At 71.1% G+C, this 24,494-nt stretch carries 16 protein-coding genes; 11 read left to right on the top strand and 5 right to left on the bottom strand.

The genetic code is table 11. The features are described from left to right. Position 1 precedes the first annotated feature (1 nt). The 9 genes from ABEA10_RS17345 (at position 2) to ABEA10_RS17305 (ending at position 16,075) form a co-directional block, all read left to right on the top strand. Complete coding sequence (locus tag ABEA10_RS17345; RefSeq protein ID WP_345464794.1) at positions 2–862, top strand: amino acid ABC transporter permease; 861 nt, start codon at positions 2–4, stop codon at positions 860–862. A 7-nt stretch (positions 863–869) separates the two neighbouring features. After that, positions 870–1,655 (top strand): amino acid ABC transporter ATP-binding protein, encoded by a 786-nt coding sequence (locus ABEA10_RS17340; RefSeq protein ID WP_345464793.1) that lies wholly within the window; start codon positions 870–872, stop codon positions 1,653–1,655. 389 nt (positions 1,656–2,044) lie between these two features. Next, positions 2,045–5,251: a hypothetical protein gene (locus ABEA10_RS17335; RefSeq protein WP_345464792.1), complete on the top strand. Its 3,207-nt coding sequence runs from the start codon at positions 2,045–2,047 to the stop codon at positions 5,249–5,251. Continuing rightward, positions 5,248–5,418, top strand: a complete 171-nt coding sequence (locus ABEA10_RS17330) for a hypothetical protein (RefSeq protein WP_345464791.1) — start codon at positions 5,248–5,250, stop codon at positions 5,416–5,418. Before ABEA10_RS17335 ends, ABEA10_RS17330 begins: the two co-directional genes overlap by 4 nt. Next, a complete protein-coding gene (locus tag ABEA10_RS17325) occupies positions 5,415–7,748 on the top strand; it encodes a LamG-like jellyroll fold domain-containing protein (RefSeq protein WP_345464790.1) in 2,334 nt (777 codons plus the stop codon). Before ABEA10_RS17330 ends, ABEA10_RS17325 begins: the two co-directional genes overlap by 4 nt. Positions 7,749–7,781: 33 nt before the next feature. Next, positions 7,782–9,026 (top strand): ComEC/Rec2 family competence protein, encoded by a 1,245-nt coding sequence (locus ABEA10_RS17320; protein ID WP_345464789.1) that lies wholly within the window; start codon positions 7,782–7,784, stop codon positions 9,024–9,026. After that, positions 9,023–13,360, top strand: coding sequence for a DUF6603 domain-containing protein (locus ABEA10_RS17315; protein WP_345464788.1), 4,338 nt, complete (start codon positions 9,023–9,025; stop codon positions 13,358–13,360). The genes ABEA10_RS17320 and ABEA10_RS17315 overlap by 4 nt, the downstream gene beginning before the upstream one ends. After that, positions 13,353–15,125 (top strand): hypothetical protein, encoded by a 1,773-nt coding sequence (locus tag ABEA10_RS17310; RefSeq protein WP_345464787.1) that lies wholly within the window; start codon positions 13,353–13,355, stop codon positions 15,123–15,125. The genes ABEA10_RS17315 and ABEA10_RS17310 overlap by 8 nt, the downstream gene beginning before the upstream one ends. 104 nt (positions 15,126–15,229) lie before the next feature. Next, positions 15,230–16,075 (top strand): alpha/beta fold hydrolase, encoded by an 846-nt coding sequence (locus ABEA10_RS17305; protein WP_345464786.1) that lies wholly within the window; start codon positions 15,230–15,232, stop codon positions 16,073–16,075. Between the two features lie 36 nt (positions 16,076–16,111). On the opposite strand, the gene ABEA10_RS17300 is transcribed toward ABEA10_RS17305, so the two are convergent. Genes ABEA10_RS17300 through ABEA10_RS17285 form a run of 4 tightly spaced genes read right to left on the bottom strand, consistent with a single transcriptional unit; the run spans position 16,112 to position 20,421 of the window. After that, positions 16,112–18,964 (bottom strand): CHAT domain-containing protein, encoded by a 2,853-nt coding sequence (locus ABEA10_RS17300; protein ID WP_345464785.1) that lies wholly within the window; start codon positions 18,962–18,964, stop codon positions 16,112–16,114. Then, positions 18,961–19,437, bottom strand: coding sequence for a hypothetical protein (locus tag ABEA10_RS17295; RefSeq protein WP_345464784.1), 477 nt, complete (start codon positions 19,435–19,437; stop codon positions 18,961–18,963). Before ABEA10_RS17295 ends, ABEA10_RS17300 begins: the two co-directional genes overlap by 4 nt. A gap of 54 nt (positions 19,438–19,491) precedes the next feature. After that, positions 19,492–20,016, bottom strand: coding sequence for an SHOCT domain-containing protein (locus ABEA10_RS17290; RefSeq protein WP_345464783.1), 525 nt, complete (start codon positions 20,014–20,016; stop codon positions 19,492–19,494). 12 nt (positions 20,017–20,028) lie between these two features. Next, positions 20,029–20,421: a hypothetical protein gene (locus tag ABEA10_RS17285; protein ID WP_345464782.1), complete on the bottom strand. Its 393-nt coding sequence runs from the start codon at positions 20,419–20,421 to the stop codon at positions 20,029–20,031. A 166-nt stretch (positions 20,422–20,587) separates the two neighbouring features. Here ABEA10_RS17285 and ABEA10_RS17280 point away from each other — a divergent pair, with 166 nt between their 5' ends. Next, entirely contained in the window at positions 20,588–21,550 is a 963-nt protein-coding gene (locus tag ABEA10_RS17280; protein ID WP_345464781.1) for a hypothetical protein, read from the top strand. A gap of 186 nt (positions 21,551–21,736) precedes the next feature. Here ABEA10_RS17280 and ABEA10_RS17275 read toward each other — a convergent pair whose 3' ends face one another. Further along, entirely contained in the window at positions 21,737–21,916 is a 180-nt protein-coding gene (locus tag ABEA10_RS17275; RefSeq protein ID WP_345464780.1) for a hypothetical protein, read from the bottom strand. A 108-nt stretch (positions 21,917–22,024) separates the two neighbouring features. Here ABEA10_RS17275 and ABEA10_RS17270 point away from each other — a divergent pair, with 108 nt between their 5' ends. After that, positions 22,025–24,349, top strand: coding sequence for an ATP-binding protein (locus ABEA10_RS17270; protein WP_345464779.1), 2,325 nt, complete (start codon positions 22,025–22,027; stop codon positions 24,347–24,349). Positions 24,350–24,494: the final 145 nt, after the last annotated feature.

Below are 24,494 nucleotides of genomic sequence, written 5' to 3'. Positions count from 1 at the left end.
CATGGCCGAGATGACGACCCGGGCCTCGCACGCGGCACAGGATCCCTCCGGCAAGGTCGTGGTGCCCAGGCGGCGGCCGTGGCGGTGGGTCGGCGTGGCGTTCGTGCTGCTCATCGCCGCCATGGCACTGCACGGACTGATCACCAACCAGGCGTTCGGCTGGCGCACCGTCTTCCTCTACCTGTTCACCCGGCCCATCATGGCCGGTCTCGGGATGACGCTGCTGCTGACGGTCATCGCGATGGCCGGCGGGCTGCTGATCGGCACGGTCCTCGCGGTGATGCGCGACGCGGACAGCCGCCTGCTGTCGGGCGCGTCGCTGGCCTACACGTGGTTCTTCCGGACCGTGCCGGTGCTCGTGCAGTTGCTGTTCTGGTTCAACTTCGGCGCCCTGTACAAGCACGTCGCGCTCGGCGTGCCGTTCGGCCCGGAGCTGCTCTCCTTCGACACCAACAGCCTGGTGTCGCCGTTCAGCGCCGCGGTCTTCGGCCTGATGCTCAGCCAGGGCGCGTACACCGGGGAGATCATCCGGGCCGGCATCCGCGGTGTGGAGCCCGGTCAGACCCGTGCCGCCCTCGCGATCGGGATGACCCGGTGGCAGGTGTTCCGCGTCGTCGTGTTCCCCCAGGCGCTGCGCATCATCATCCCGGCGCTGGGCAACGAGGTGATCAGCATGGTGAAGAACACCGCGATGGTCAGCGTCCTCGCCCTGTCGGACCTGCTGTACAGCGCGCAGCTCATCTACTCCCGCAACTACCAGACGATCCCGCTGCTGATCGTCGCGACGATCTGGTACCTCGTCGTGGTCACCCTGCTGACCGTTCTGCAGAGCCGGTTGGAGAAGAAGTTCGGACGGCGGTGAGGAAGGCATGACAGCGACAACGGCCGGAATGCCGATGCTGCGCATCGAGAACATCACGAAGTCCTTCGCCGAGCACACGGTGCTGCGTTCGGTCAGCCTCGACGTCGAAGCCGGTTCGGTCACGTGCGTCATCGGCCCGTCCGGCGCCGGGAAGTCGACCCTCATCCAGTGCGTCAACCACCTGGAACGCGTCGATTCGGGGCTGATCTGGGTCGACGGCCGGCTCATGGGATACGAGGACAAGGGCGGGAAGCTGTACGAGCTGCCGGATCGGGACATCGCGCGGCAGCGTCGCGACATCGGGATGGTGTTCCAGCACTTCCACCTCTTTCCGCACATGACCGTACGGGAGAACATCACGGTCGGCCCGATCCGCGTCCGGAGGGCGGACCGGGCCACCGCCACCGCCCGCGCCGACGAACTGCTGGACCGCGTCGGCCTGGACGGCTACGGCGACCGGTACCCGTCGAAACTGTCCGGCGGCCAGCAGCAACGCGTCGCCATCGCCCGTACGCTGGCGATGGACCCCAAGCTGGTGCTGTTCGACGAGCCGACGTCGGCGCTGGACCCCGAACTCGTCGGCGAGGTCCTGGCGGTCATGAAGGACCTGGCGCTCAGCGGCATGACGATGGTGGTCGTCACACACGAACTCGGCTTCGCCCGCGAGGTCGCCGACCGCGTGGTCTTCATGGCCGACGGCGAGATCATCGAAGAGGGCATCACGGCCGAGGTGTTCGACGACCCGAAGCACGAACGGACCCGATCCTTCCTCGGCCGCGTACTCAGCCACTGAGACCGGGAGAGCCGCGGCGACTCCGGCGCGTGTCGAGTCGAGTTCGAAAAGCGACCGCCGCGCACGCATCGAAGAATTCCGGTGCAGCCTGAGAACGGTTTGGGAAAATGGTGGTCTTCCGGGATGGTCAGCGGCCTCGCCGCGTGTTATTTCTTTATTGCCGACGGATCCCGGAGGTGTGTATGGCGGACCTCCTGGTGGTCCCGGTCAGACTGGACGCGCTTTACCTCGGAACGGACACGGATGCGGTAGGGCCATTGGCCGACTTTGGCCAATTACCCTATGTGGATCCCGCCACCGGCCGTGATATTCGGCCGGATACCCCTTATCTCAGCGAAGCCGTTATTTCGGAGCCGTTCCAAGATCAGAATTTCCGGCTCAAGGCGGGCGTGCACCTGCACTGGGCGCTTCCCGACGCGCTCACCCGGATGACGAACGACGATTCCGGCACGCGGATTCCGGCGGTGCCCGACCGCTGGCTGGTGACTCGCACCGCGAACGGCACGGTCGACGGCCAATGGGTGGTGGAGAGCGACTACCTCGCCCCTCCGGGCGACGCCGGGGGCGGGGTCACCGTCCCGGTGCCGGAGGCCGTTCCGTACCGCCTCCTCGGCCGGACGCTGCCGCTGGCGGCCTGGCGCCCGGACGCCGGTGGCGAGCGATTACCAGAGCTCACGGCGGTCGGCCACGGCGAGCCGTCGTTCGCCGCGTTCTACCCCAACTGCCACAGCGTCTTCGGCTTCCACGACGGGGAGTTTACGGCCGCGCCGCCCAGCGGCGTGGCGTACGACCTGGTCGGCTGGTACTCCGATCCCGCGAAGGACGTCCTGGCCCAGATCACCGGCGACGACTGGCGGGCCCGGCTCGACGCGCTCGGCTGGTCGGCGCCGGAGGGGGCCGCCCGGCCGACGCGGACCGTCTGCTGCGCCCGGCTGGAGTTCGTCCCCGTCGCGCAGACGGCCAATCCGGTGCTGCTCGCCGCCGCCGGCGGGAAGAGCGACGCGGGCGTGTACGTCGGCAGCACTCCCACCGAGGCGCTGGCCGCGCACCTGGGCGCCGTGCTGCACGACGGTACGGTGGAGGACCTGCTGGAGGCGATCGCGTTCGCCGACGAGCTGGAGGCCGGCCCGCTGGACGTCGGCGCGAAGCTCGCCGAGGCCCGAGAGGCCGCCACGTTCCGGCCACTCCCGGCGGGGCAGCTGTGGACGCTGCGGCGCGACGACGCGGCGGACGCCACGCCCGAGCAGCAGCAGGCCCGCTCGGCGCTCTCGCCGACCCACGAGCTCGCCGACCTGCTGGACCTGCTCAACACCGCGCAGGAGCGGTACGACCAGGCGGAACGGGAGCTGCTCAGCCTGCGCGAGCAGCTGTTCGCCGACTGGTACAAATACCTCCTTTGCGCCTACCCGTACGACACGCGCCGGGACACCTATCCGGACCCTGACGAGGTCCGGCACTACCTCGAACGGCGGATGGCCGGGCTCGCGGACCTGACGGCCCGTACGGAGGACCCGGCGACCGGCATCGCCGCCGAGCTGGCCGCCGCCAAGAGCGCCCTCGACACCGCCCTCGCGGCGTTCAACACCGCCACCGCCGGGCCGGCCGGGGCGACGTACGTCCTCGACCGGGTGGCGGGCCCGGGCTTCTACCTGCCGTCCGAGCCCGTCGTGCTGATCACCGGTGATCTCGCCACCCCGTCGGACCGGTACGGGCACGACGGCGCGGGCGAGCCCGGCGGCAGACTCGCCTGCCAGGTGCTCGTGGTCGACGACCCGGACGACCCGGAGCGGCTTCTCGGCGGCGTCCGGCCGCTCGGCCTGGGCGTCGTGAGCTGGCAGCACAACCCCTGGCATCCGGTGCTGATGCAGTGGGAGGTGGAGTTCTTCCCGGCGGCGGGGGGCAACAACCTCGACCCGGGTTCCCACGGGTACGACGGCGCGTACGTCACGGACAACTACGACCTGGCCCCCGGTGACGTGGAGCTGCGGCCCAGGCCCGGACGCGACATCCCGGACAAGGGCGCGAACGTCTACACCGGCACCGTCGTGCTCTCCTCCAGTGCCCGGCCGGTGCTGTCCGCCCGCGTCCTGCGGTACCTGGCGAGCTGGATCGTCACCCCGTACAACACCGCCACCGCCGTGCGGGTCGCCCCGGAGGAGTTTCAGAAGGCGCCGGACGCGGTGCTGGACTGGTACGCGGCGAACGGGTCCGATGATCGCCTGAAAAAGCTGATCACCCTCTACCGCCACCTGGCGGGTGACGAGGGCGGCAGCCTCTCCCAGGTGCTCGGCGGCTTCAACGACGCACTGCTGATGCGCCGGCTCACCCGCCAGCTCCCGATCGCCGACCCGCTCGGCTTTCCTGGCTACCAGCGGTTCGCCGCCCGGGTCGCGGCGGCCGTCGGGCAGGAGACGCGGCACGCGCCGCACCCGCTCAGCGACTTCAACCCGATCCGGGCGGGCGCCCTTCGGCTGCACCGGCTCCGCGTCGTCGACAACTTCGGCATCCCGTTCTCGATCGACGTCGCGCACCCGGAGACAACGGCGCAGCTGGCGATTCCCGGCCGTCCCGGCTGGGTGGCGATGCCGCCCCGGCTCGCACAACCCGCCCAGCTGTCCTTCCGCTGGCTCGACTCCGACCACGACATCCGGCGGACGAACGACGTGCCGACCACCTCCCCGGTCTGCGGCTGGATCGCCGCGGATGACCTCGACGACGGGCTCGCCCTCTACGACGAGACGGGCGTATCGCTGGGGCAGCTCCTGGCCCTGCCGGACCCGCGGGAGCCCGGAAAGGCCCGATGGCGTGCCGCGCCCGGCGGCGAGGTCGACGCCGTGACCGGCATCGCCAATCCCTACCTACGGGACCTCGCCGGCCGGCTGCGCGACCTGGGGCCGGACGCGCTCGGTGAGTTCGTCGCGCGCCTCGACAGCGACCTGGCCACGATCGAACCGGCCGACTACGCGGACGGTGCGCTGACCGTGCGCCCGCTCGCCGTCGTCCGCGCCGAAGTCGACCTGCGCCTCATGGGGCTGCCAGCGGTCCACCAGGACTGGAACGTCTTCCGCCAGGACATGCGGCGCTCCAGCCGCGACACCGACGACGCCGCGCTGGTGCGCTTCCCGGCCCGCGTCGGCACCGCCGCGCAGCTCGACGACGGCCTGGTCGTGTACTGGGACGAGGGCGGGGCCCCGCACTGGACGACCGACCACCCGGTGCTCGAGGTCGCCGTCGGCCTGCCGGCCCGGCGGCTGACGATGCTGGTCGACCCGCGCGCCCCGGTGCACCTGACATCCGGGATCCTGCCGGCCAAGGCGATCGGGATCCCGCCCGAGCAGTACCGCGACACCCTGGCCGCCATCCGGCCCGCCTACTTCGTCGCGCCCGTCCTCACCGACGGTGACCACTTGGCGGTGCCGGTGCCGGACGAGCCGGGCCAGGAGTGGAGCTGGCGGGCGCGCGAGCCGGACCCGGCGGGCTGGACCGAGACGCCCATCGAGGACCCCCGGCCCGACGCCGGGCTCCCGAACACGCCCACCCTCCGGGAGGGCTACCTGATCCTGCGTCCCACTCCCGAGAGAGGTCGTACGCCGTGACGCCGCCCAAGATCAAGCTCGAGCTGACGATCCCCGAGGTCAACCAGATCCTCGACGCCCTCGGCCGGTTGCCCTACGCAGAGGTGTACGAGCTGATCGGCGGCCTGCAGCAGCAGGCGCAGCCACAGGTCGGCCTGGGCGCGGTGCGGGCCGAGGCGTCGGCATGAGCGCCGCGCTGGTCCTGCACTGGCCGCTCGACGCGCTCACCGCCGAGAGCCGGGCGCTGGACACCTCGCCGAACCGCCTGAACGGCGATGTGAAGGGCGATCCGTCGAACGAGCCGGACCCGAAGTTCGGCAGCTGCCTGCAGTTCGCCACCGCGACCGACCAGGTGGACCTGCCCGACGCCCCGCAATTGCGGGTCACCGCGTACACGGTGGAGGTCTGGGTGAATGCGGCGCCCGTGCCGCGGCCGGTCGGCCTGCTCGGCAAGGGCACGAACGTCGGCCTTGTGCTGGCCGCGGACGGCTCGCTCACCCACTCCTTCGCGACCGCGTCCGGGTCCGATTCGCACCGGACCGGCGCGAACGCGCTGCCCGCGGGCACCTGGCGGCACGTCGCGATCACCAACGACGGCCAGACCGCCCGGATCCACCTGGACGGTGTGCAGGCCGCCGAGCACGCCTTCGCCGGTGGGCGCGCCGCCGACCGGTCGTCACTGGTCGTCGCGGCGTCCGGCCCCGGCGTGTTCGCCGGCCGCATGGCGCACCTGCGGATCTACGACGACGCGCTGTCCGCCGTGGAGATCGCCCGGGACATGGCCGACGACCAGGCCGCCCTCGACTCCTTCGTCCGCACGCACCCGCTCGGCTTCGACTTCGTCAACGGCGACGACCAGCCGGTGCTGTACATCGACGACGGCCCGGGCGGCCAGCCGATGACGCTGCGGCTCACCAACACCTCGCGGACGGCGATCACGGCGCAGCCGCTGACCGACCTGTCGGCGACCGACCACCACTTCACGCTGCGGTTCCGGCCCGGCACGCTCCCCACCGGGCTCACGCTCCAGGTCGCCGACCCCGACTGGGCCGTGCTCGCCGAGGCCGACGGCACCGCGCTGTACCTGCTGTGGAAGAAGCCGGACACGATCGCACCGGGCGCGTCGGTCCAACTGCGGATCGACGGCTTCAACGCCGACGGCGCGGCCGGTACCCATGGCACCCGGGTCGAGCTGGACTACCAAAGGCTCCAGTACGCCGACGAGAACACCGAGCTGACCGGCACCCGCATGGAGTTCCTCGACGTGGTCAACCACCGCGGCCGCCGGGCCATCCCGCTCGACCTGCGGCTGGTCGGCGGCGACCGCGTGCTCAGCGACGGGCAGACGGCCTCCACGCTGCGCATGCATCTCACCAACGTGCTCCGCGACGGCCCCGGCATCACCCTGTCCGCCGGCCCCCCGTCCTCGGCGTTCGTCGTGTCGTTCGACGTGCAGGACGAGGGCGAGGACCGCCCGTGGGCGCTGACCGACGCGGCCGCGGCACCTGCCGTCTCCCTCAAGGTCACCCAGCACGGCTGGAAGGTCCAGGAGGAGGCGCTCGGGCAGCGGGTGCAGTGGACGCTCACCCCGACCGCCGACACGGCGATCAAGGCCGACGAGTACCTCGAGATCGTGCTGGAGGAGATCCACGCGCTGGCGACGCCCGGCCAGGCGCCGATCGTCGTCGACTACGAGAACATCCCGGGATACGCGGACGGCACTCTGACCGTCGCCGCGGAACGCACACCGCTGCTGTACACGGCCGCGAACGTCGGAGTGAACACCGTGACGCCCGAGGCACGGCTCCAGGTGATTCACACCGACCAGGACGCCACCGGCGGCGCGCTCGTCCTCGGACCCACGTCTCAGTCGAACCTGCGGTTCGGCTACCACCAGGACTACTCGTGGATCCAGTCGCACGGCGGCAAGCCGCTGTTGATCAACTCCATCGGCAACCCCGTCGGCGTCAACACGACGACGACCGCGCTGGCCGCGGTCACGATCGGCGGCACCGGCGCGACGACGGCGTCCCTCGGCACGTCCACGAGCGGCCCGACCGTCCCGCACCTACAGCTGCGCCGCGAGGCGGGGGCCGGTCCCGGTGACAGGACCCTGTACCTGGAGCTGTACCAGGACGCCACGGCCGGCCCCGACTTCACCTTCCCCAGCATCCGGTTCCACCACAGCCAGAAGTTCTGGCAACGCATCGAAGCCCGGCCGGAGGGCTTCCTGCTCAAGACCGGCGACCTGGCCAGCGACGCGCTGGTCGACCTGTACGCGAACACCGCCGTGGTGACCGCTCTGAAGATCGGCAACACCGTCATCGGCGAGGCCGAACTGCAGATCCTGCGGAAGCTGGCGGCCGGGCAGCTGCAGTTCGACCTCTACAACGTCGCGCACGACGTGTACGCCTACGGCGCCTCCATCAACTACGACGGGTCCCGCGGCTACGTCTTCACCAACCTGCAGAAGGGCCGCGTCGGCTTCGGCCGCTGGCGGCTCGACTTCCCGGCCTGACGCCAGATCGCCCTCGACCGGCAGGGAGGAAGCATGCCGAAGAAAAAGGAAACCCGCGAGAGAAAGCCGCCGGCGCTGACGAAGACGGGATCGGCCGGGTACGCCCTCAACAAGGCGGACGGCATCAGGAAGCCGCTGGGCAAGTCCTCGCTCGATGAGAGCCGGCTGCTGGAACAGGAGGAGGTCGCGGCGGCGCTGCGCCGAGCCGAGGAGAAGGCCCCAGATCTGCGTAACGCCGCGCCCGCCAGCGTGGTCCCCGGCGAGCGCGGCGACGGGGTCTTCCGCATCTCCTTCATCCAGATGGGCAAGGGCGACTGCACCATCATGTGCACGCCGGGCGGCAAGGTCATCATGATCGACTGCGGCAGCTCCGACCGCGAGGAGGACCAGGCCGCCTTCACCGCCCGTGTGAAGGGCGTGTTGCAGTCAACCGCCTACCTCCGCAACACCACGACGATCGACATCGTGATCCTTACCCACGGCGACAAGGATCACTGGGGCCAGCTCAGCACGATACTCAAGGGCTTCGCACTGCCGACCGTCTACCACAGCGGCTATATCGGCGACTACGGCGGCGCGAACCGGTGGCTCCAGCGCAACGCGGACAGCGTCAAGAGCGTCATCCTCAGCAAGGACGGCGACATCGGCGAAAACACCCTCGCCGGCCAGCCCATCCTTCCGGTGCAGGAAGGCGTCAGCATGGACGAACGGCTCGACGCCGACGTTGGACTCGTCGTCGTGGCGGAGGCGGAGACGAACTTTCGAGTCACGTTGCTCGCCGCAAGCGTGAGTCACGCGTACGTGCAGGACGACGACGCTCAGGATCTGAAGAACCGGGGAAGCATCGTGACGCTCATCGAGGTCTCGGGAAAGAAATTCCTCATCAGCGGCGACGCCACCAAGGCGACCGAGGCGTTCCTTCTCCGCAGGCCCACCCGCGCGGCCCGGATCGCGAACGTCGACGTCGTCCAGGTCGGACACCACGGGAGCGACCTCACCTCGTCCTCGCAGAATTGGGTGAACCAGCTGAGACCGGTCGAACGTGTCATTGTCAGTACCACGAAGGTCGGTCCGTCGGGCTACAGCCTGCCGCGCGCGCCGGTGATCAGGCGTTACCTGCAGCGATTCGTGACCAACGGGCGGCCCGCCGACCCGGCCTCCCACCCGATCTCCACATGGGACCTGACCCAGTCGACGACCGCCCCCATCGAGTTGGCCGCCGACCAGCCGGTCTACTCGACCGGAAGCTCCGGCACACAGACCATCACGATCCCATGACGCTCACCCTCGACCAGCTCAGGACCGCTGTGCGGGTCACCGGCGCGCGGCTCGACCTGCCGCTGACAGCCCTGGACTCCACCGCGATCACCGCGGCCTTCGGCCCCTTCCTTCCCGAGGGCACGTTCGTGCTCCGCGATGTGACCGACCGCCACGAGACGACCGCCGGCGTCCAGGTCACCGGGACCGGGGACGCCGGCCCGTTCACCGGGATGACCGTCGTGGCCGACTTCGCGGTGACCGCCACCGACACCACCTTGACCGTCACCGCGACCGGCGACTCGACCTGGACCTTCGTCACCGCGTTTCCCGCGCTTGAACCCACGCTGTGGAACGACCTGACGTACGACACGCCCCGGCTGGTGCTGAGCTCCACGACCCCGCCGGACCCCGGCGACCCGCTCGCCCAGATTCCGATGACGTTCACCGGGACGCTGACCATCAGTACCCTGCTCGCCCCGCTCGACCTGCTGTTCTTCGGCGTCACCCATGAGCTGAGCGGCCGGGTCACCGTCCTGCCCCCACCTCCGGATTCCGCCCTCGCCTTCGCGCGGGTGCCATCGATCCTGCTCCAGGGCCCAGAAGCACCGGCCTTGGACCTCGGCCTGCTCAGCATCACCGGACGGCGCTACGAGCTGTACGCGATCCCGCGTTTCGACTACTCGACGGGTGACTACGGCGTCGCCGGGCGACTAGCGATACTCGCCGGCGTCCCGGTCACGATCGGCGGCTCCACGACGGTCGTCGGTCTGATGGCGGAGCTCGGGACCTGGACCGACGACATCGTCCTGGAGGCCGACCTGAGCTCGCTCGGTGACCTGGCCTTCGAGGAGGTCATCGCGTTCGCCCGGCAGCAGGACGCCGGCCTGGCCAATCCATTCGCCATCGACGTCGGCAACAGTCCGGTCCGGCTGTCCACGGTGAGCGTGCGGCTCGCCCAGCCGCTCGGCGTCCGCAGCATGACGCTGCTCCTGGAGACCACCAAGCAGTGGGACCTCGGCGGCGGATTCGTCCTGGACGCCGTCGACCTCACCTTCCGGCTAGATGATCCGTTCGGGAGCGGCCGCCGCCTCAACGGGGTCGTCTCCGGGCTGCTCGGCTGGGGGGCGAACGGCACCCTGGAGATCAGTGCGGACTTCGGCACACGGTCGCTCGGCGGAGCGCTGCGCGAGGGCGATGGGCCGCTGAACATCCGCGAGGTGTTCACGGACCTCACCGGCCGAGATCCCGGTCACTTCCCCGACCTGGTCGTGGAGCAGTTCGAGATCTTCGGCGCGATGCCCAGTGGGGGCCCGTTCACCTTCCAGTCGACCCTGACGCTGACGGGCAACTGGGTCATCTCCGACCAGGTGACCCTGATCGGCGTCGGCTTCGACCTCGAGTACGGGACGGACTCGGTCTTCACCGCACGGGCCGCTCTCCTCGCCGGCGGCGTGCTGATCGCGATCGCGGCCGGCTACGACTCGGTCAAGGGCTGGATGTTCAGCGGCGAGACCGGGCCCGGACAGCGAATCCCCATCGGCGCGTTCGTTGATGAGCTGGCCCAGACTTACGGGGACTTCGCACTGCCGGCGCCTATCTCGCAGTTGACCATCGAGAACCTGGCCGCCTCCCTGGAGACCAAGGAGGCGCAGGTCAAGCTGGCCGGCGAGGCGCGGTTCCCGATCGACACGACCGAGGTCGACCTCACCGTCGCCATCGACACGGGCGCCAAGACGTTCGGCGGGCGGATCGTGGTGATGACCGCCGGCGGCGTCGAGCTGCACTTCGACGTGCACCTCGCCAAGACGGCCGAGGCCACGCGGTACGCGGTGACGTACACCCATGGCACGGCCGACCCGATACCGCCGGTCAAAGACCTGGTCGCGGCGCTGTCCCCGACGGCCGCCGCCTACATCCCGGACGGCATCACGGTCAGCCTCAAGGATGCGGTGCTGGCCGTGGACGGCGGCACGTACGTCTTCGGGGTGGACCTGACCGCCACGCTCGACCTGGCGAAGCTTCCCGTGGTCGGGCCGCGCCTGACCGGCGACCAGGTGGTGGGCTTCGACCCGCTGCGGGTCATCGCCGCGAGTGCCGCGCTCGCCGCCGCCGAAGTGACGGCCGTCAACGGGCTGCTGCCCGACGGAGTCGCCGCGCTGCCCGAGCAGGACCTCGCGGCGGGCTTCACGGTCGGCGGGCGGCTCCGGCTCGGCCCGCTGGAGGCCCCGGTCTCGCTGCCCGTCACTCCCGGGCAGAGCGCGCCCACCACGCCGAAGCAGGCGCAGACCAACGACAACGTGCTCTGGTACAAGGTGCAGACCGCGTACGGGCCGGTGCAGGTCAACCGGGTCGGGGTCGCCTACCGGCACGCGGCCGGGCAGCCCGCGACGCTCGCCGTGCTACTCGACGCCGCGATCTCCGTCGGCGGGCTGACCCTGTCGTGCGACGGGCTGTCGGCGGGGATCTCGCTGTCCGACCTCGCCGCCGGGCCCACGTTCGACCTGGCCGGGCTCGGGCTGTCCTACTCCGAAGGCCCGGTGGAGATCAGCGGGGCGTTCCTGAAGAGCACGATCACGTTCCAGGGCCGCGACTACGCCTCCTACAGCGGGAAGGCCGTCATCCGGACCAAGGCGTTCTCCGTCGGCGCGATCGGCTCCTACGTGCAGCTCGACTCGGGCCCGTCGATGTTCGTTTACGCCTTCCTCGACTACCCGATCGGTGGCCCGGCGTTCTTCTTCGTGCGCGGGCTGGCCGCCGGGTTCGGCTACAACCGGCGGCTGATCGCACCCGCGGTCGACGCGATCGCCGACTTCCCGCTGGTCGCCGAGGCCGTCGGCACCGTCCAGCCGAGCGACCTGCCCGGCGAGCTCTCACGGCTGCAGGACGCCATCCCGCCCTCTCCCGGCGACTACTTCCTGGCGATCGGCGTGCACTTCACGTCGTTCGAGATGATCGACTCGTTCCTGCTGCTCACGATCGGGTTCGGGCACCGGGTCGAGCTGAACGTGCTGGGCCTGTCCACCGTGGTACTGCCCGCGCCCGGCGCGCAGCAGGCCGGCGTCACCCCGATCGCGGAGATCCAGCTCGCGCTCAAGGCCACGTTCGCGCCGGACGACGGCTACTTCGCGCTGCTCGCCCAGCTCACCTCGAATTCCTTCCTGCTCGACCGGGCGTGCAAGCTCACCGGCGGGTTCGCCTTCGTCATCTGGTTCGGCCCCGAGCACAAGGGCGACTTCGTGCTCACGGCCGGCGGGTACCACCCGCAGTTCGTGGTGCCGTCGCACTACCCCGCCGTGCCACGGCTCGGTTTCAACTGGAAGATCTCCGATCGGCTCGCGCTGAAGGGCACCGGCTACTTCGCCCTCACGCCCGGCGCGCTGATGGCCGGCGGCTCGCTCAGCGCGACGTACGAGGACGGGTCGCTGCGCGCCTGGTTCGACACGACGCTGGACTTCCTCATCGCCTGGCAGCCGTTCCACTACCAGGCCGCGTTCCACCTCAGTGTCGGCGCCTCGTACACGTTCTCCTTCTTCGGCACGCACACGATCACGGTGCAGGTCGGCACGGACGTGCGGTTTTGGGGGCCGGACTTCGGCGGCACGGCGTTCATCGACCTCGACGTGATCTCCTTCACGATCGACTTCGGCGCGAAGGAGGGCGACAAGGCCAAGCCGGTCGAGTGGGACGAGTTCCGCGACGCCCAGCTCCCGCCGGCCGGCAAGGTCGTCGCGGTGGCGCTCCAGGGCGGCGGCCTGCACTCCGGTGACGGCACCGACCTCGGCCAGGTCGATCCGCTCCGGCTGGAGATCGTCACCGACTCGGCCATCCCCAGCACCGGAGGCCGGGCGGGGACCACGGACCTGGGGGCGGGTGCGGACTTCGGCATCGCGCCGGTCGGGCTCCAGGGCGGGTTCACCTCCAGCCATGAGCTGACCATCACCCGCGACGGCGTGGCCGCCGAGTCGTACTTCACGTTCGAACCGGTGACCAAGAGCCTGCCCGCGGCGCAGTGGGGCGACGAGCTGGTGCCCACGCTGAAGAATCCGGCGCTCGTCGACGGCCTGCTCACCGGGTACGTCATCCGGCCCGTACCGCCGGACGAGCCCGTCGACCCGCCGTCGGTGCCGCTGGCGGACCTGCGGGCCGGCGCCCCGCTGTTCACCGAGCAGGACGCGTTCGACTGGCAGCCGCTCGCGCCGTACCAGGCCGGCGAGCAGCCGCTCGATCTGGCCGCGGGCGCCGCCGCGCGCGCCGCCATCGCCGGGAAGCTCCTGCCGGACGCCGCCGTCGACCTGAACGGCCTGACCCCCGCCGACTTCCTGCTGACTCCTCAGGTGGCCGCCCATGTCTGACCTGACCGCGCCCGGCCTGCTGACGTTCGTCGCCCACCAGCGGCCGGTCCTGCCGAGCGGCGACTACTCGATCAGCGCGAAACAGAAGGTGTCGCTCGACACCGAGGCGTTCACGGCGAACCGTACCTTCACCGTCGCCGGCGAGCGGTTCGCGCTGCCGCCCGCGGAGATCCGCGCGGTGTTCCCGCCCGACGGCAGCCTTGGCGACCACACCAGCGTGCTGCCGCACGTCATCCTGGAACGGTCGTCCCTGCCCTGGGAGCGGCGGCCCGGCGGCCCGGACGACGTCGCCCGGCCCTGGCTCGTGCTGCTGCTGTTCAGCGACGAGGAGATTCCCGAGCGGACGACCGTCGCGATCGGCGAGCTGGCCACCGGATCGGCGTACATCCCGGCGCCGGTCCTGGAGACGCACGACGCCGCGGGCGACCAGGTCAACGTCATCGACGTGCCGCGCGCGCTGCTCGCCGGCCTGATGCCAGGCCTCGCCGACCTCGCCTACCTCGCGCACGTGCGGCGGGCCGGCACCGACACCGCCGTGGTGATCGGAACCCGGCTGCCGCCGGCCGGGACCTCCAGCACCGTCCACCTCGTCTCGGTCGAGGGCCGGTACGGTCCCGGCGGCTTCGACCTGGGCCCCGACACACCGGACGCGAAGGTCCGCCTCGTCACCCTCGCGAGCTGGCGGTTCGCCTGCGTGACGGAGGACCAGACCTTCGCTCACCTCGCGAAGGCCCTCGCCGACCAAGGCCGTCCGTTCCGGCTGCCCGACAGCGGGGAGCCGGCCGCCGACGCGTTCCTGCGGCAGGGCTACGTTCCGGTCCGGCACGCCCTGCGGCAGGGCGGCCGTACCGTCTCCTGGTACCGAGGGCCGTTCGTCACGGGACCGGCGCCCGCGCCCGCGCCGGCCGTGCTGCGCACCCCCGACCAGCTCCTGCGCTTCTACACCGACGCGGGGATGTTCGACACCGGCTACGCCGCGGCCTGGCAGCTCGGACGGCTCATCACACTGCAGCACACCGCCGCCGCCACCGCGCTGTACGGCTGGAAACGCCGCCGTGCGCAGGACCTCAAACGCGCCGACCCGACGGGGCTGCCGCTCGCGGTGCCGCACATCGACACCGACGTTCCGCCGAGCGTCCAGGCCCTCTTCGACGACCTGGCCCGGCTGCGCGGCGTCCCGCTGCGCTACCTGGTGCCCGACGACCGGCTGCTGCCGGTCGAGACCGTGCGATTCCTGCAGCTCGACCCCGCCTGGGTCGCCGCCCTCATCGACGGCGCGTACAGCATCGGCCGGATCACCCGTGCCGACGCCGACGAGGACCTGCACGACCCGCCGTCGGTGAACCTGGTCCAGATCACCGGCGCGCTGATCCGTTCCGACCTGGTCGCCGGCTACCCTGACCTGCTCGTCGACGGCTACGCGGACGCGGCCGGGACCACGCAGCTCGTGGCGATGCCGGCCCAGCGCCTGTCCGACACGGTGCTGCTCTGCCTCTTCGAGGGGGAGCTCGCCCGCCTCGACCTGCACCAGCGGCCCGAAGCGCTGCACTTCGCCGTCGAACCGGCCACCGGCGGGGTGGGCAAGACCCTGCGCAACGGAACGACCGTCGGGGCGCTGCCGCTGAACCTCCACGGCACCGTCCCGATCTCCGCGCTCGCCGCCGAGATGGCCGCGGCCCTCGGAACCGCCGTCGACTCCGCGGCCTTCGCCGTCCAGATGATCGAAACCGCCGAACGCGTCAGCTTCCTGCGCACCGGATCCTGACGGGGCGGCCCGTGATTAATGCGAAATCACTCGCCGGTGATCTCGTCGGGGGAGACGAACTCGTAATCGTCGATGCCGTCAACTCCGCGACTAGCATGCCGAGCATGGGAAATGGTCTTGAATCATCGTCGCTGCCGGGCCCTGCTCGATACGCCGAAACCAGATACGGCCGGGTCGCCTATACGGACACCGATCCGGGCGGTTCATTCTCCGCGCCGCCGCTGCTGTTCGTGCACGGAAACTCGGCGTCGCGCAAGGTCTTCCACGCGCAGCTCGCCGATGACTTCGGGCCGAGGCGGCTGCTGGCCCTGGACCTGCTGGGCCACGGCGAATCCGACGACGCCACGGATCCCGAACGCGCCTACACCCAACGCGGATACGCGGCGACGATCGCCGAGTTCCTTGCTCTGCTGGGCGTCGAGCGGGCCGTCGTCGTCGGCTGGTCGCTCGGCGGGCACATCGGCCTGGAACTCATTCCGCGGTTCCCCGGCCTCACGGGGCTCGTCGTGACGGGTACGCCACCGGTCAACAAGGACACGCTGATGGAGGGCTTCCAGCCGACCGTCGGATACGCGGGTGCCGAGGACATCACGGCCGGCCAGGCGGCGGAGTTCGCCGAGCAGATCACGGTCTCCCCGCCCCCGGGATGGGTGGTGGAGGACGTACGGCGAACGGACGGGCGGGCGCGGCGCATCATGTTCGCCTCCTTCAGCGGCGGCCATGACTCCGACCAGAAGGCGCTCGTCGCGCGGTCACCGGTCCCACTCGCGATCATCGATGGGCGCGACGATCCGTTCATCGACCACGACTACATCGCCTCCCTTCCGTACGCCGCGCTGTGGCGCGGCGCCCCCACGGTCCTGGAAAGCCGGGGCCACGCGGCGTTCCTGGAGGATCCGTCCCGCTACGACGAACTCGTCCGCGCGTTCCTCCACGACAATCAGCTCTGACCCGCGCGCGACAGATCCGGTCGGCCGGGCCGTCGCTCAGGGCGTGCCCAGCACCGCCAGCACCGCCCACCGCGAGAGCGGCTGCCGTGCCCGGTCGGGAACGCCGCGCTGGGCGCGCGCCAGCGCCGAGGACGGACGCTCCCCCTCGGCCATCGCGAGGTAGACGGCGCTGAGGATGTCGCCGGCCAGGCTCGGGCCGAAGTCCACCTCGAAATGGGCGGAGATCATCGACTCGGTGCCCGCCGTGAGGGCGCAGAGCGCCAGTCCGAGCGGCTCGTGCGGGTTGTCGTTCTCCGGGTACAGACCGTGACACGTCGCGAAGGAGAGCTGCCGGGGCGGCCGCGTTCCGGCGGCCAGGAAGTGGGCGGCGGAGACGATCGCGTTTCCCGTCGAGGACACGACGGACTGGGCCAGCCCCGGCTGCCGGTCGCCGTGCGCGGCGAGCACGGTCAGCCGGTACGTGTCGGCCCCTCGGGTCACCGCCGCACGGGCCGCCGACTGGTCGCGGAGCTCCGTGCACCCGCCGGGGAAGCCGGCCAGCGCGCGCAGGTCGGCCGTCCCCGTCATCGTCGCGTCGGCGTAGAACGCCGCGGCGTCGAGCCGGGTACCGGGGCCGCGTCGGCGCAGGATCGCCCCGGCGCGCAGGGAGGGAAGCAGGGTAACGTCCGCGTGGTCCACGAGCAGGCCCGTTCCCAGGGGCAGGGCGCAGAACGGCAGGCCCCACAGCCAACCGCCGGGGATGACGGTGAGCGACCGTGGCTCCGGCGCCGCGCGGAGGTGGGCCACCAGCTCGGTAGGGAGCGTCCCGCTCGCCCCGCCGAGGTCGCCCGACGTCAGCGGCACGCGATTGCTCTCGGCGGTGTCGGTCAGTTTCGCGCGGAGGGTGCGCAGCTCGTCGTCCATCGGCACCACGCGGACCGCCGTTCGTCCGTCCGCGCTGCGCCACACCGACAGGACGTGGTCGCCGTCGGCGTCGCTGACGGGGACGACCGCCAGCACGTCGTGGTCGATGTCGGCGCACAGCTCACCGATCCCGGCGGGGGGATCGTCGTAGATCTCCACGAACGCCTCGCCGGTCACCTCGGTCAGACGTGTTCGCACGTCTTCGATGCGCCGGGCGAGTTCACCGGCGTCCAGCCCGGCGAGGTCGAGGGCGGCGCGGAGGCCGATCGTGCCCCCAGCGTTCTCCCGCCGGGCCACCTCCTCGTTCAGACCGTCCAACTCGCCGAGCAGGACGCCGACGTCATCCGGCAGCACGATCCGTTCGCGCTGTCCGAGCAGGCCCGCGAGGCGTTCCGTGCGCAGCCGCTCGACGACCTCCAGTGCCAGGTCGGCGTCGCCCGTACGGGCCGCCAGCAGGGCGGCGCGTTCGTAGTGTCCGCGCAGGAAACGCGCCATATGTGCGCGGGCGGGGCCGTTGTCGACCGCGCCACGGATGGACTCGGCGTGGTGGATCGCGTCACGGGTCGCCGACGCCGCCCCGGGAAGGTCACCGGACGCGTACAGGACTTCGGCCCGGCGAGCCGCGGCGGCGACGGCCAGCGGGGTGGAGCCCGCGCGCACCGCCCCGTCGAGCGCGTTGCGGAACTCCCGCGCGGATGCCGCCAGCCGGCCGCGAGACCGAAGCTTCTCGCCGTTGAGCAGGGCGGCGCGTGCGGCGTCGAGCGGCTCGGATCCGGCGTCCGTGCCGTCTCCTCCGGTGCCTGAGCCTCGCGCGGACAGCGCGTCGAGCAGGTCCCGGTGCCAGCGCACCCCGTCGGCGCCGGTACGGAGCGCGCCGCGCCGGTACAGGCGTTCGGCCCGGCGCAGGGTCCGCCGTACGGTGGCGAGCCGGAAGACCCCGGTCCGATCGGCCGCGGCGTCGAAGCCGCCGTAGGGCAGCCGCCCGGCCTTCACGAGCTGGAGCCGGGCCCTCGCCTTCTCCAGATTCGCGGCCGCGATGACGTTTCCGCCCAGCGCTCGGTAGAGCAGGCCGTACCGCTCCAGCGCCCGCTCGGCCTCGGTGACCATCCCGGCGCTTGTCCAGAGGTGCGCCAGGGGAAGCAGGACCTCCGCCTCAGTCCACATGTCGGAGGAGATGGTGAGGGCATGGCGGAGCATGGCCTCGGCCTCGGCCCAGTCCGGGCTGTCGGGCGCCACACCCCGCTGGAGGAACTGGCCAAGGAAGACGACGACGACCAGGTACAGGTCGACGGCGCCGATCGTCTCGGCGACGCGGACGCACGTACGCAGCGACCCGACGGCCGCGTCCTTCCGGCCCTTCGCGCTGAGCGCCCGCGCCGTCAGGACGTCGGCCAGCCCGGCGAGGTACCGGTCACCGGCGCTCTCGTGCGTGCGACGGGCCTCCGCCGCCAGGGTCAGCGCGCGGTCGTGTTCACCGCGCAGGAGTGCCCACGCGGCGGTCTCGCGGCGCGCGTCGGCCAGAAGGTGGGGGTCCTCCACATCGGCCGCCGCGGCGAGGAGGGCGCAGGCTTCGCCCCAGCCCCCTTTCGGCGCGTTGACCCGGCGGCTGCGGAGGATCCCGAGCCGGGCGGCGATCATCGCCGGTTCGTGACCGGCGGCCGACTCCAGAGAACGTCTGAACGCGAGTTCGGCACCACGCCCGGGTGCGGCCAGACTCCACCGCACCATGCCGACGCAGAAGTCGAGCAGTGCCCGGTCCGCCGCCGACGTGGCGCGAACACCGGCGATCTCCAGCCGCGCGAGGGCCTGTTCGCACCGTCCGGCCCGGCGCAGCGCCTCGGCGACGCGCACCGCGCTCGGTACGGTGCCCTCGGCGAGGTCCTCCTCGTCGAGGAGCCGGAGCGCCCGCGGCAGGTCGGCACCGGCCAGCCGCCACCCGGGCGAGGCGGTGTCGCCGGTGACGGGTTCCAGCCACGGATACCTCACGGCCGCCCGTCCTCGCCGTGCCGGTCGACCGTATGGCCACGGCTCGCGACGATCTCAGCGGTCGCCTTCGAGACGTCGGCCACCGCCGTCGCTCCCGCCGAGGTGATCGCGGCGAGGATCTCCGTCACGGCCGTCTGGAAGTTGTCCTTCGGCTCCCAGACCCGGATCTGGATCTCGCCGTCCTCGGCGACGATGAGCACGAGGCCGTACAGCAGGTTCGGGTCGCGGCGCGTCAGCGTACGGCCGGGGCGGAGGTCGATGACCTGGCCGCCCTGACGGCGGTCGGCGAAGGACTGCAGGGCGTCGCGTACCAACACCATGGTCCCGACGAGGAAGACCGCGGTCACCACCCCGATCTCGCGGGTACGAACCTCCTCCACGGTCAGCCCGAAATCTGCGGCGGTCGTGCGGAGCAGGGAAAGCTCCTTCGGGTTCTCCACCGTGACGAACTCTCGGACGATGTCTGCTGACACGTACGTCCTCTCCTCGCTGCGCCGGGGTCGGTCCTCGGGTGAACGTGCGGGGGGTCAGCCGCCCAGCAGCCGGGCCTTGGCGGCGGCGAACTCACCGGCGGAGAGGTGCCCGGCCTCCCGGAGCTCGGAGAGGTGCTTGAGCTGAGCGGCGATGTCACCAGGCGCCGGCGCCTGGCTCCCGTGCATCTGATCGGCGATCATCCGTGGCCACGCCGGCCCGGACTTGTCGTACACGTTGAGGTGAAAGGTGCCCACCCGTGAGTTGATCGTGAGCACGTTCTGCAGTCCGGGCTTCGCGCGCATGCTGCCCTTGTCGAATCCGACGTCCAGGATCTCGCCGAGGTTGATCGCGGTGTGTCCCTTCGGCCGCAGGAACATGTTGCCGTGGACGATGACGAGCTTCCGGTTCGTCAGCGCGAGGACGCTGTCCAGCTTCGGCACTATCCGGTTGGCGGCCACGCCGGTCTCCACCACGTCGATGACCCGCTCCCCGCCCGTGAGCAGCTCGCCGAGCACCGTCAGGTGGCTCGCGAGCGCGCGGTTCACCCGGCTGCTAAAGGCCGAAAGGTCGTTTCCCATTGCCATTCCCCTTCACCGCTCGGCCAGGTCCGCCGGAACGGCTCCCTGCAGTTTGCGCGCCACGTACCGGCGCTTGCGCCAGATGAGCTGCGCGTGCCCCATGACCCCGTAGTAGCTCACGAACCGTGACGCCCACAGCTTGACGACACAGCCGCCGTCCTCGGCCGGTTCGTACTCGGCCGACAGGGTCGGCGGGTGTCGCCGGAGCCGGGCCTGGAAGTTGTCCGTGCCGTCGCCCTCGGCGAATTTGTCCCACACCAGTCCGAAGCTCTCGCGGACGACCGACCGGGCGACCTCCGCCGGGTAGGGCACGGTGACGACGAGCACTCCCCGGGCGGCGACCTGCATGAACGTCACGCCGGCGAGACCGCAGACCACGATGAGGATGAAGATGAAGATTCCCACGACACACCTTCAATCGGCTAAGAAGATGACCCCCGTCCGACCGGGCGAGACCGATCGAGCCACGAATCAAACTGCCATAAGGGACGCGAGAGATGAAGATGAAAAAAAGATGACACGACCTCGCTAGCCGCCACCAATAAGGCGGATCATCACTATTCTGGGTGTTGTGAGCGATGCGCTGGCTCAGGAGATACGTCTCGCGATCAGAGGGCGTGGCGTACTCGATCACGCGGTGACGGTTGAAAGCGACTCGGCCCTCGGCCGACTTTGCGCGATCAGCGATTCCGACTCGCCAGAGATCAAAATCAACAAGGTCGGACTCCGGCTCCGGAGTCTGGCGACCGATCTGCCGGGTGACCTTCGGATCGCGTTCCTCGTCGCCGCCGGACTGCACGAGGAGGCCCGGGACAGGTTCCTGCGGGAGCGCACCCTCTGGCTCGCCGCGAGGATCGACCGTACCTTCCGCACCGCGCAGCGTGCGGTCGCGAGTTCGGTGAACCGGATCGCTGCCATGGCCGGAGCCATCGACGACAGCCCGTACGCCCCCCTTGGCTGGTCCGTGAACGCGCTGCGGTCGGTGGTCCGGCTTCGCGGACCCGCCCCCCAGATCACCGAAGAGCGCGAGGTCGTGTCCGCGACCGATGGGCTCAAGGAGATCATCGTCTCGACGACCGTGCCGCGCCGTCCGGACGACCCGGTGGTCTCCGACCTGGGATTCGAGCTGATCGACGGCGGGCGGCTCGTCGACGCTGAGCGGCCCGGCCCCACCTATTTTCGCTACCGGATCGCCCTGCCCGCCCCTCTTCGGCGGGGCGACCCGCACCGGCTCACCGTTCGCTTCACCTTTCCCGCAGGCGAGCGGATGGCGCCCCACTACACCTACCAACCGGTCAGGCCGTGCCACTCCTTCGACCTGACGGTGTGGTTCGACCCGGACCATCCACCGGCCGCCGTGTGGCGCGTTCCGGCGCTGCCGAGGGGTCTGGTCGACGACTTCACCGACGAGCGCGAACTACTCGAACTCGCGGACGCCGGTGAAGTCAGCCTCCACTTCTCACGGCTCCAACTCGGCCTGGCCTACGGCGCCCGGTGGTGGGAGGAGCCTCGGTGGTCATCGCGTCAGGGGTGATCGTGCCGGCCGGCCCCTCGGCCTGCCGCCACACCCTGGGAGGCGGGCACTCGACACGGTCCGATAGACGATCGTCGTCTTAGTGTCCGCTACGAGGCCGAGCAGCGGTGGGCCGCCTTACCTACGGTTGTCCGGGTCCACGTTCCCCTCCCGTGAGCTGGATGTGGGACGGCGAGCGCGTCCGGGTCACCGGTCGCCGCCGACAGGGGCACACCGTCCGGTGACCACGACCGCACCGGCGCCGGACCTGGGGGAGAGCGGCGCCGGTGCCGCCTCGTCTCGCGTCTCATCGGCGGTGCGCACCTCGCTCCCCGTGCCCGTGCCCGGCCCGCCGCCGTCGTCGTCACGGACACCGAAACACGGCACCGTCCCCCTCCACCTTCGAAGCTGGAAAACGCTGGACTCCCGCGAGAACCGCCTCGACTATCCTGGACGCCGCGTCCGGCCGAACGCGCCGGCAACGCGGAGGGGATCATGTCCGATGAGACCAGTCGCGGGGCCGCCGAGGAGACCGCCGATCCCAGGAGACGGTTGGCCGCCGAACTCTCCCTGCTGATCCTCCGCGCGGAGAGACGGCGCGGACACGCCATCGACCGTGGCCTGCTCGCCCGGCGGCTGAACGTCTCACGGAGCAGCTTGTACGCCTACCTCAACGGCACGACGCTGCCGCGCGGTGAGGTCTTCGACCGGCTGCTGCACACCCTCGGCGCCACCGACCTCGAGTTACGCCGGCTGAGTACCGTCCGCGACGAGATCGAGGTAGGGCGGCGCACCGCGCGCGACTTCGGACCCGGAGCGCCACACGGCCGGGTGGTGACTCCCCTGCCGCGCCAGCTTCCCCCCGCGATCGCCGGGTTCGTCGGCCGCCGCCCGGAGCTCGCCCGGCTGGACGCCGTCCGCGCCGAGGCCGGTGCGGACACGGTCGTCATCGCCGCCATCGACGGTACGGCGGGCGTGGGCAAGACGACTCTCGGACTCCACTGGGCGCACCGCCTCGCGAGCGGCTATCCGGACGGTCAGTTCCACGTGAACCTGCACGGCTTCGACCCGGAACTGCCGGTCCCGCCGGAGCAGGCGCTGCACGGATTTCTCCAGGCGCTCGGCGCCGCGCCCGAGGCCATCCCCACCGGCCTGGACGGCAAGATCGCGCTCTACCGGAGCCTGATGGCGGGTCGCCGCGCGCTGGTCTTCCTGGACAACGCCCGGACCGCCGCTCAGGTACGCCCGCTGCTGCCCGGCAGCCCCTCCTGCCTGGTGATCATCACCAGCCGGAACCGCCTCGAGAGCCTGGCCGTCCGGGAGGGCGCGCACTGCGTGAGCCTCGGCGTGCTGCCCGCCGGGGATGCGCGAGGACTGCTGGAGAACCGTCTCGGCGCCCACCGGGTCGGTGCGGAGCCGGCGGCGACGGACGAGCTGGTCGAGCTCTGCTCGCGCCTGCCGCTGGCGCTCAGCGTGGCATCCGCCCGCGTCGGCCGCAGGCCGCTGACCTGCCTCGTCGATCGGCTGCGCGACGTACAGCACCGGCTGGACGCTCTCGGCTCCGACGAACCAGACCTCGACCTGCGGACGGTGTTCCAGACGTCGTACTCCCTTCTTCCCGACCCGGCCGCTCGCCTGTTCCGGCTGCTCGGCACGCATCCGGGCCCCGACACGGACGAGTATGCCTGTGCGGCGCTGCTGGGCGGCGTGTCTGCGGAGACGGCCGCGCGGATCCTGGCCGTTCTCGTCCGCGTGAACCTGCTGGAGGAGCGGGCCGACGGGCGATTCAGGTCGCACGACCTGCTGCGGGCGTTCGCCCGGCAACGGGCCGAGGAGGCGTCATCCGGGGAGCGACGTGCCGCCCTGCGACGCGTCCTCGATTACTACGTGTACGGAGCCGTCCGCGCCAGTCAGCGCCTCCGGCCGTACCGGGCCGACGAACTGCCGTCCCCGGGACGCCCGTGGCCGATGGCCGCGACCTCCACCGTCGACGGCGCGATGAGCTGGTTCACAGCCGAGTTGCCCACGCTGCGGGCGATGATCGCCCAGGCCGCCGCGCACGGGTACGACGCTCACGCCTGGCAGCTCACGTGGGCGGTCACCGTCTTCCTCCGCCGGACCGGCCGACGCGGCGAGCGGGTGCGGCTGCACCGGATCGGCCTGGCCGCCGCCGAGCGGGCCGGGACGCCGCTGGTCCGTGCCGTCGGTAAACGCCTCCTGGCCGATGGCCTCACGCGACTGGGCGAGGTGGAGGAAGCGCACGAGTTGCTGGAGACCTCGTTGGAGGAGTGCCGGGCCCTGGGCGACGCCCGTGGCGTCTTCCAGGCGCACCTGTCGCTCGTCCGCCTGTGGGAGGCGCGCGGCGGTCGGCACGAGGCATTGCGGCACGCCGAGGCGGCGCTGGCGCTGACCGCGGGCATGGGTGACCTCCTGGCGCGGGCCGACGGACTCAACGCGCTGGCCCGACAGCAGCTTCTGCTCGGCCTGGACGAACGGTCGCGCGTCCACGCCAAGCGCGCGCTGGCCCTGTACGAACGTCTCGCCTTCACCGAGGGGGAGGCGGACGCGCTGCGCACGCTCGGCCGGGTCGAGCTCCGGCTTGGCCGCCCCCGGGACGCGATCGGATGTCTCCTGCGCGCACGCGAGCTGAATCAGCGGCTCGACGACCGCTTCTGGGAGGCGCACGTCCTGGCCGACCTCGCCGACGCGTACGAACTCGTCGGGGAGACCGGCCGCTCGCGGGTCAGCCGCGCAGAAGCCGCCGAGGCGTTCGAGCGCCTGCGGCTTCCTGTGGCCGAGGCGGCGCGGGCCGCGCGCTGAGTTCTCGGCGCCCGAGCGCGCGCGGCCGGCGGATCCGCCCCCGGCACGCGATCGGCGGCAGCGCGTCCGCGAACGCCCGTTCGGGGACGGCGACCTGGTTGCCGTAGGCGGCGATGAACCGGACGCGCACGATGACGCGGAACCG

Origin of the sequence: Actinoallomurus oryzae (assembly GCF_039541955.1) — a bacterium.
Classification (GTDB): Bacteria; Actinomycetota; Actinomycetes; order Streptosporangiales; family Streptosporangiaceae; genus Actinoallomurus; species Actinoallomurus oryzae.
Note: the sequence above shows the minus strand (reverse complement) of the source record. Positions and strands in the feature narration are given on the sequence as shown.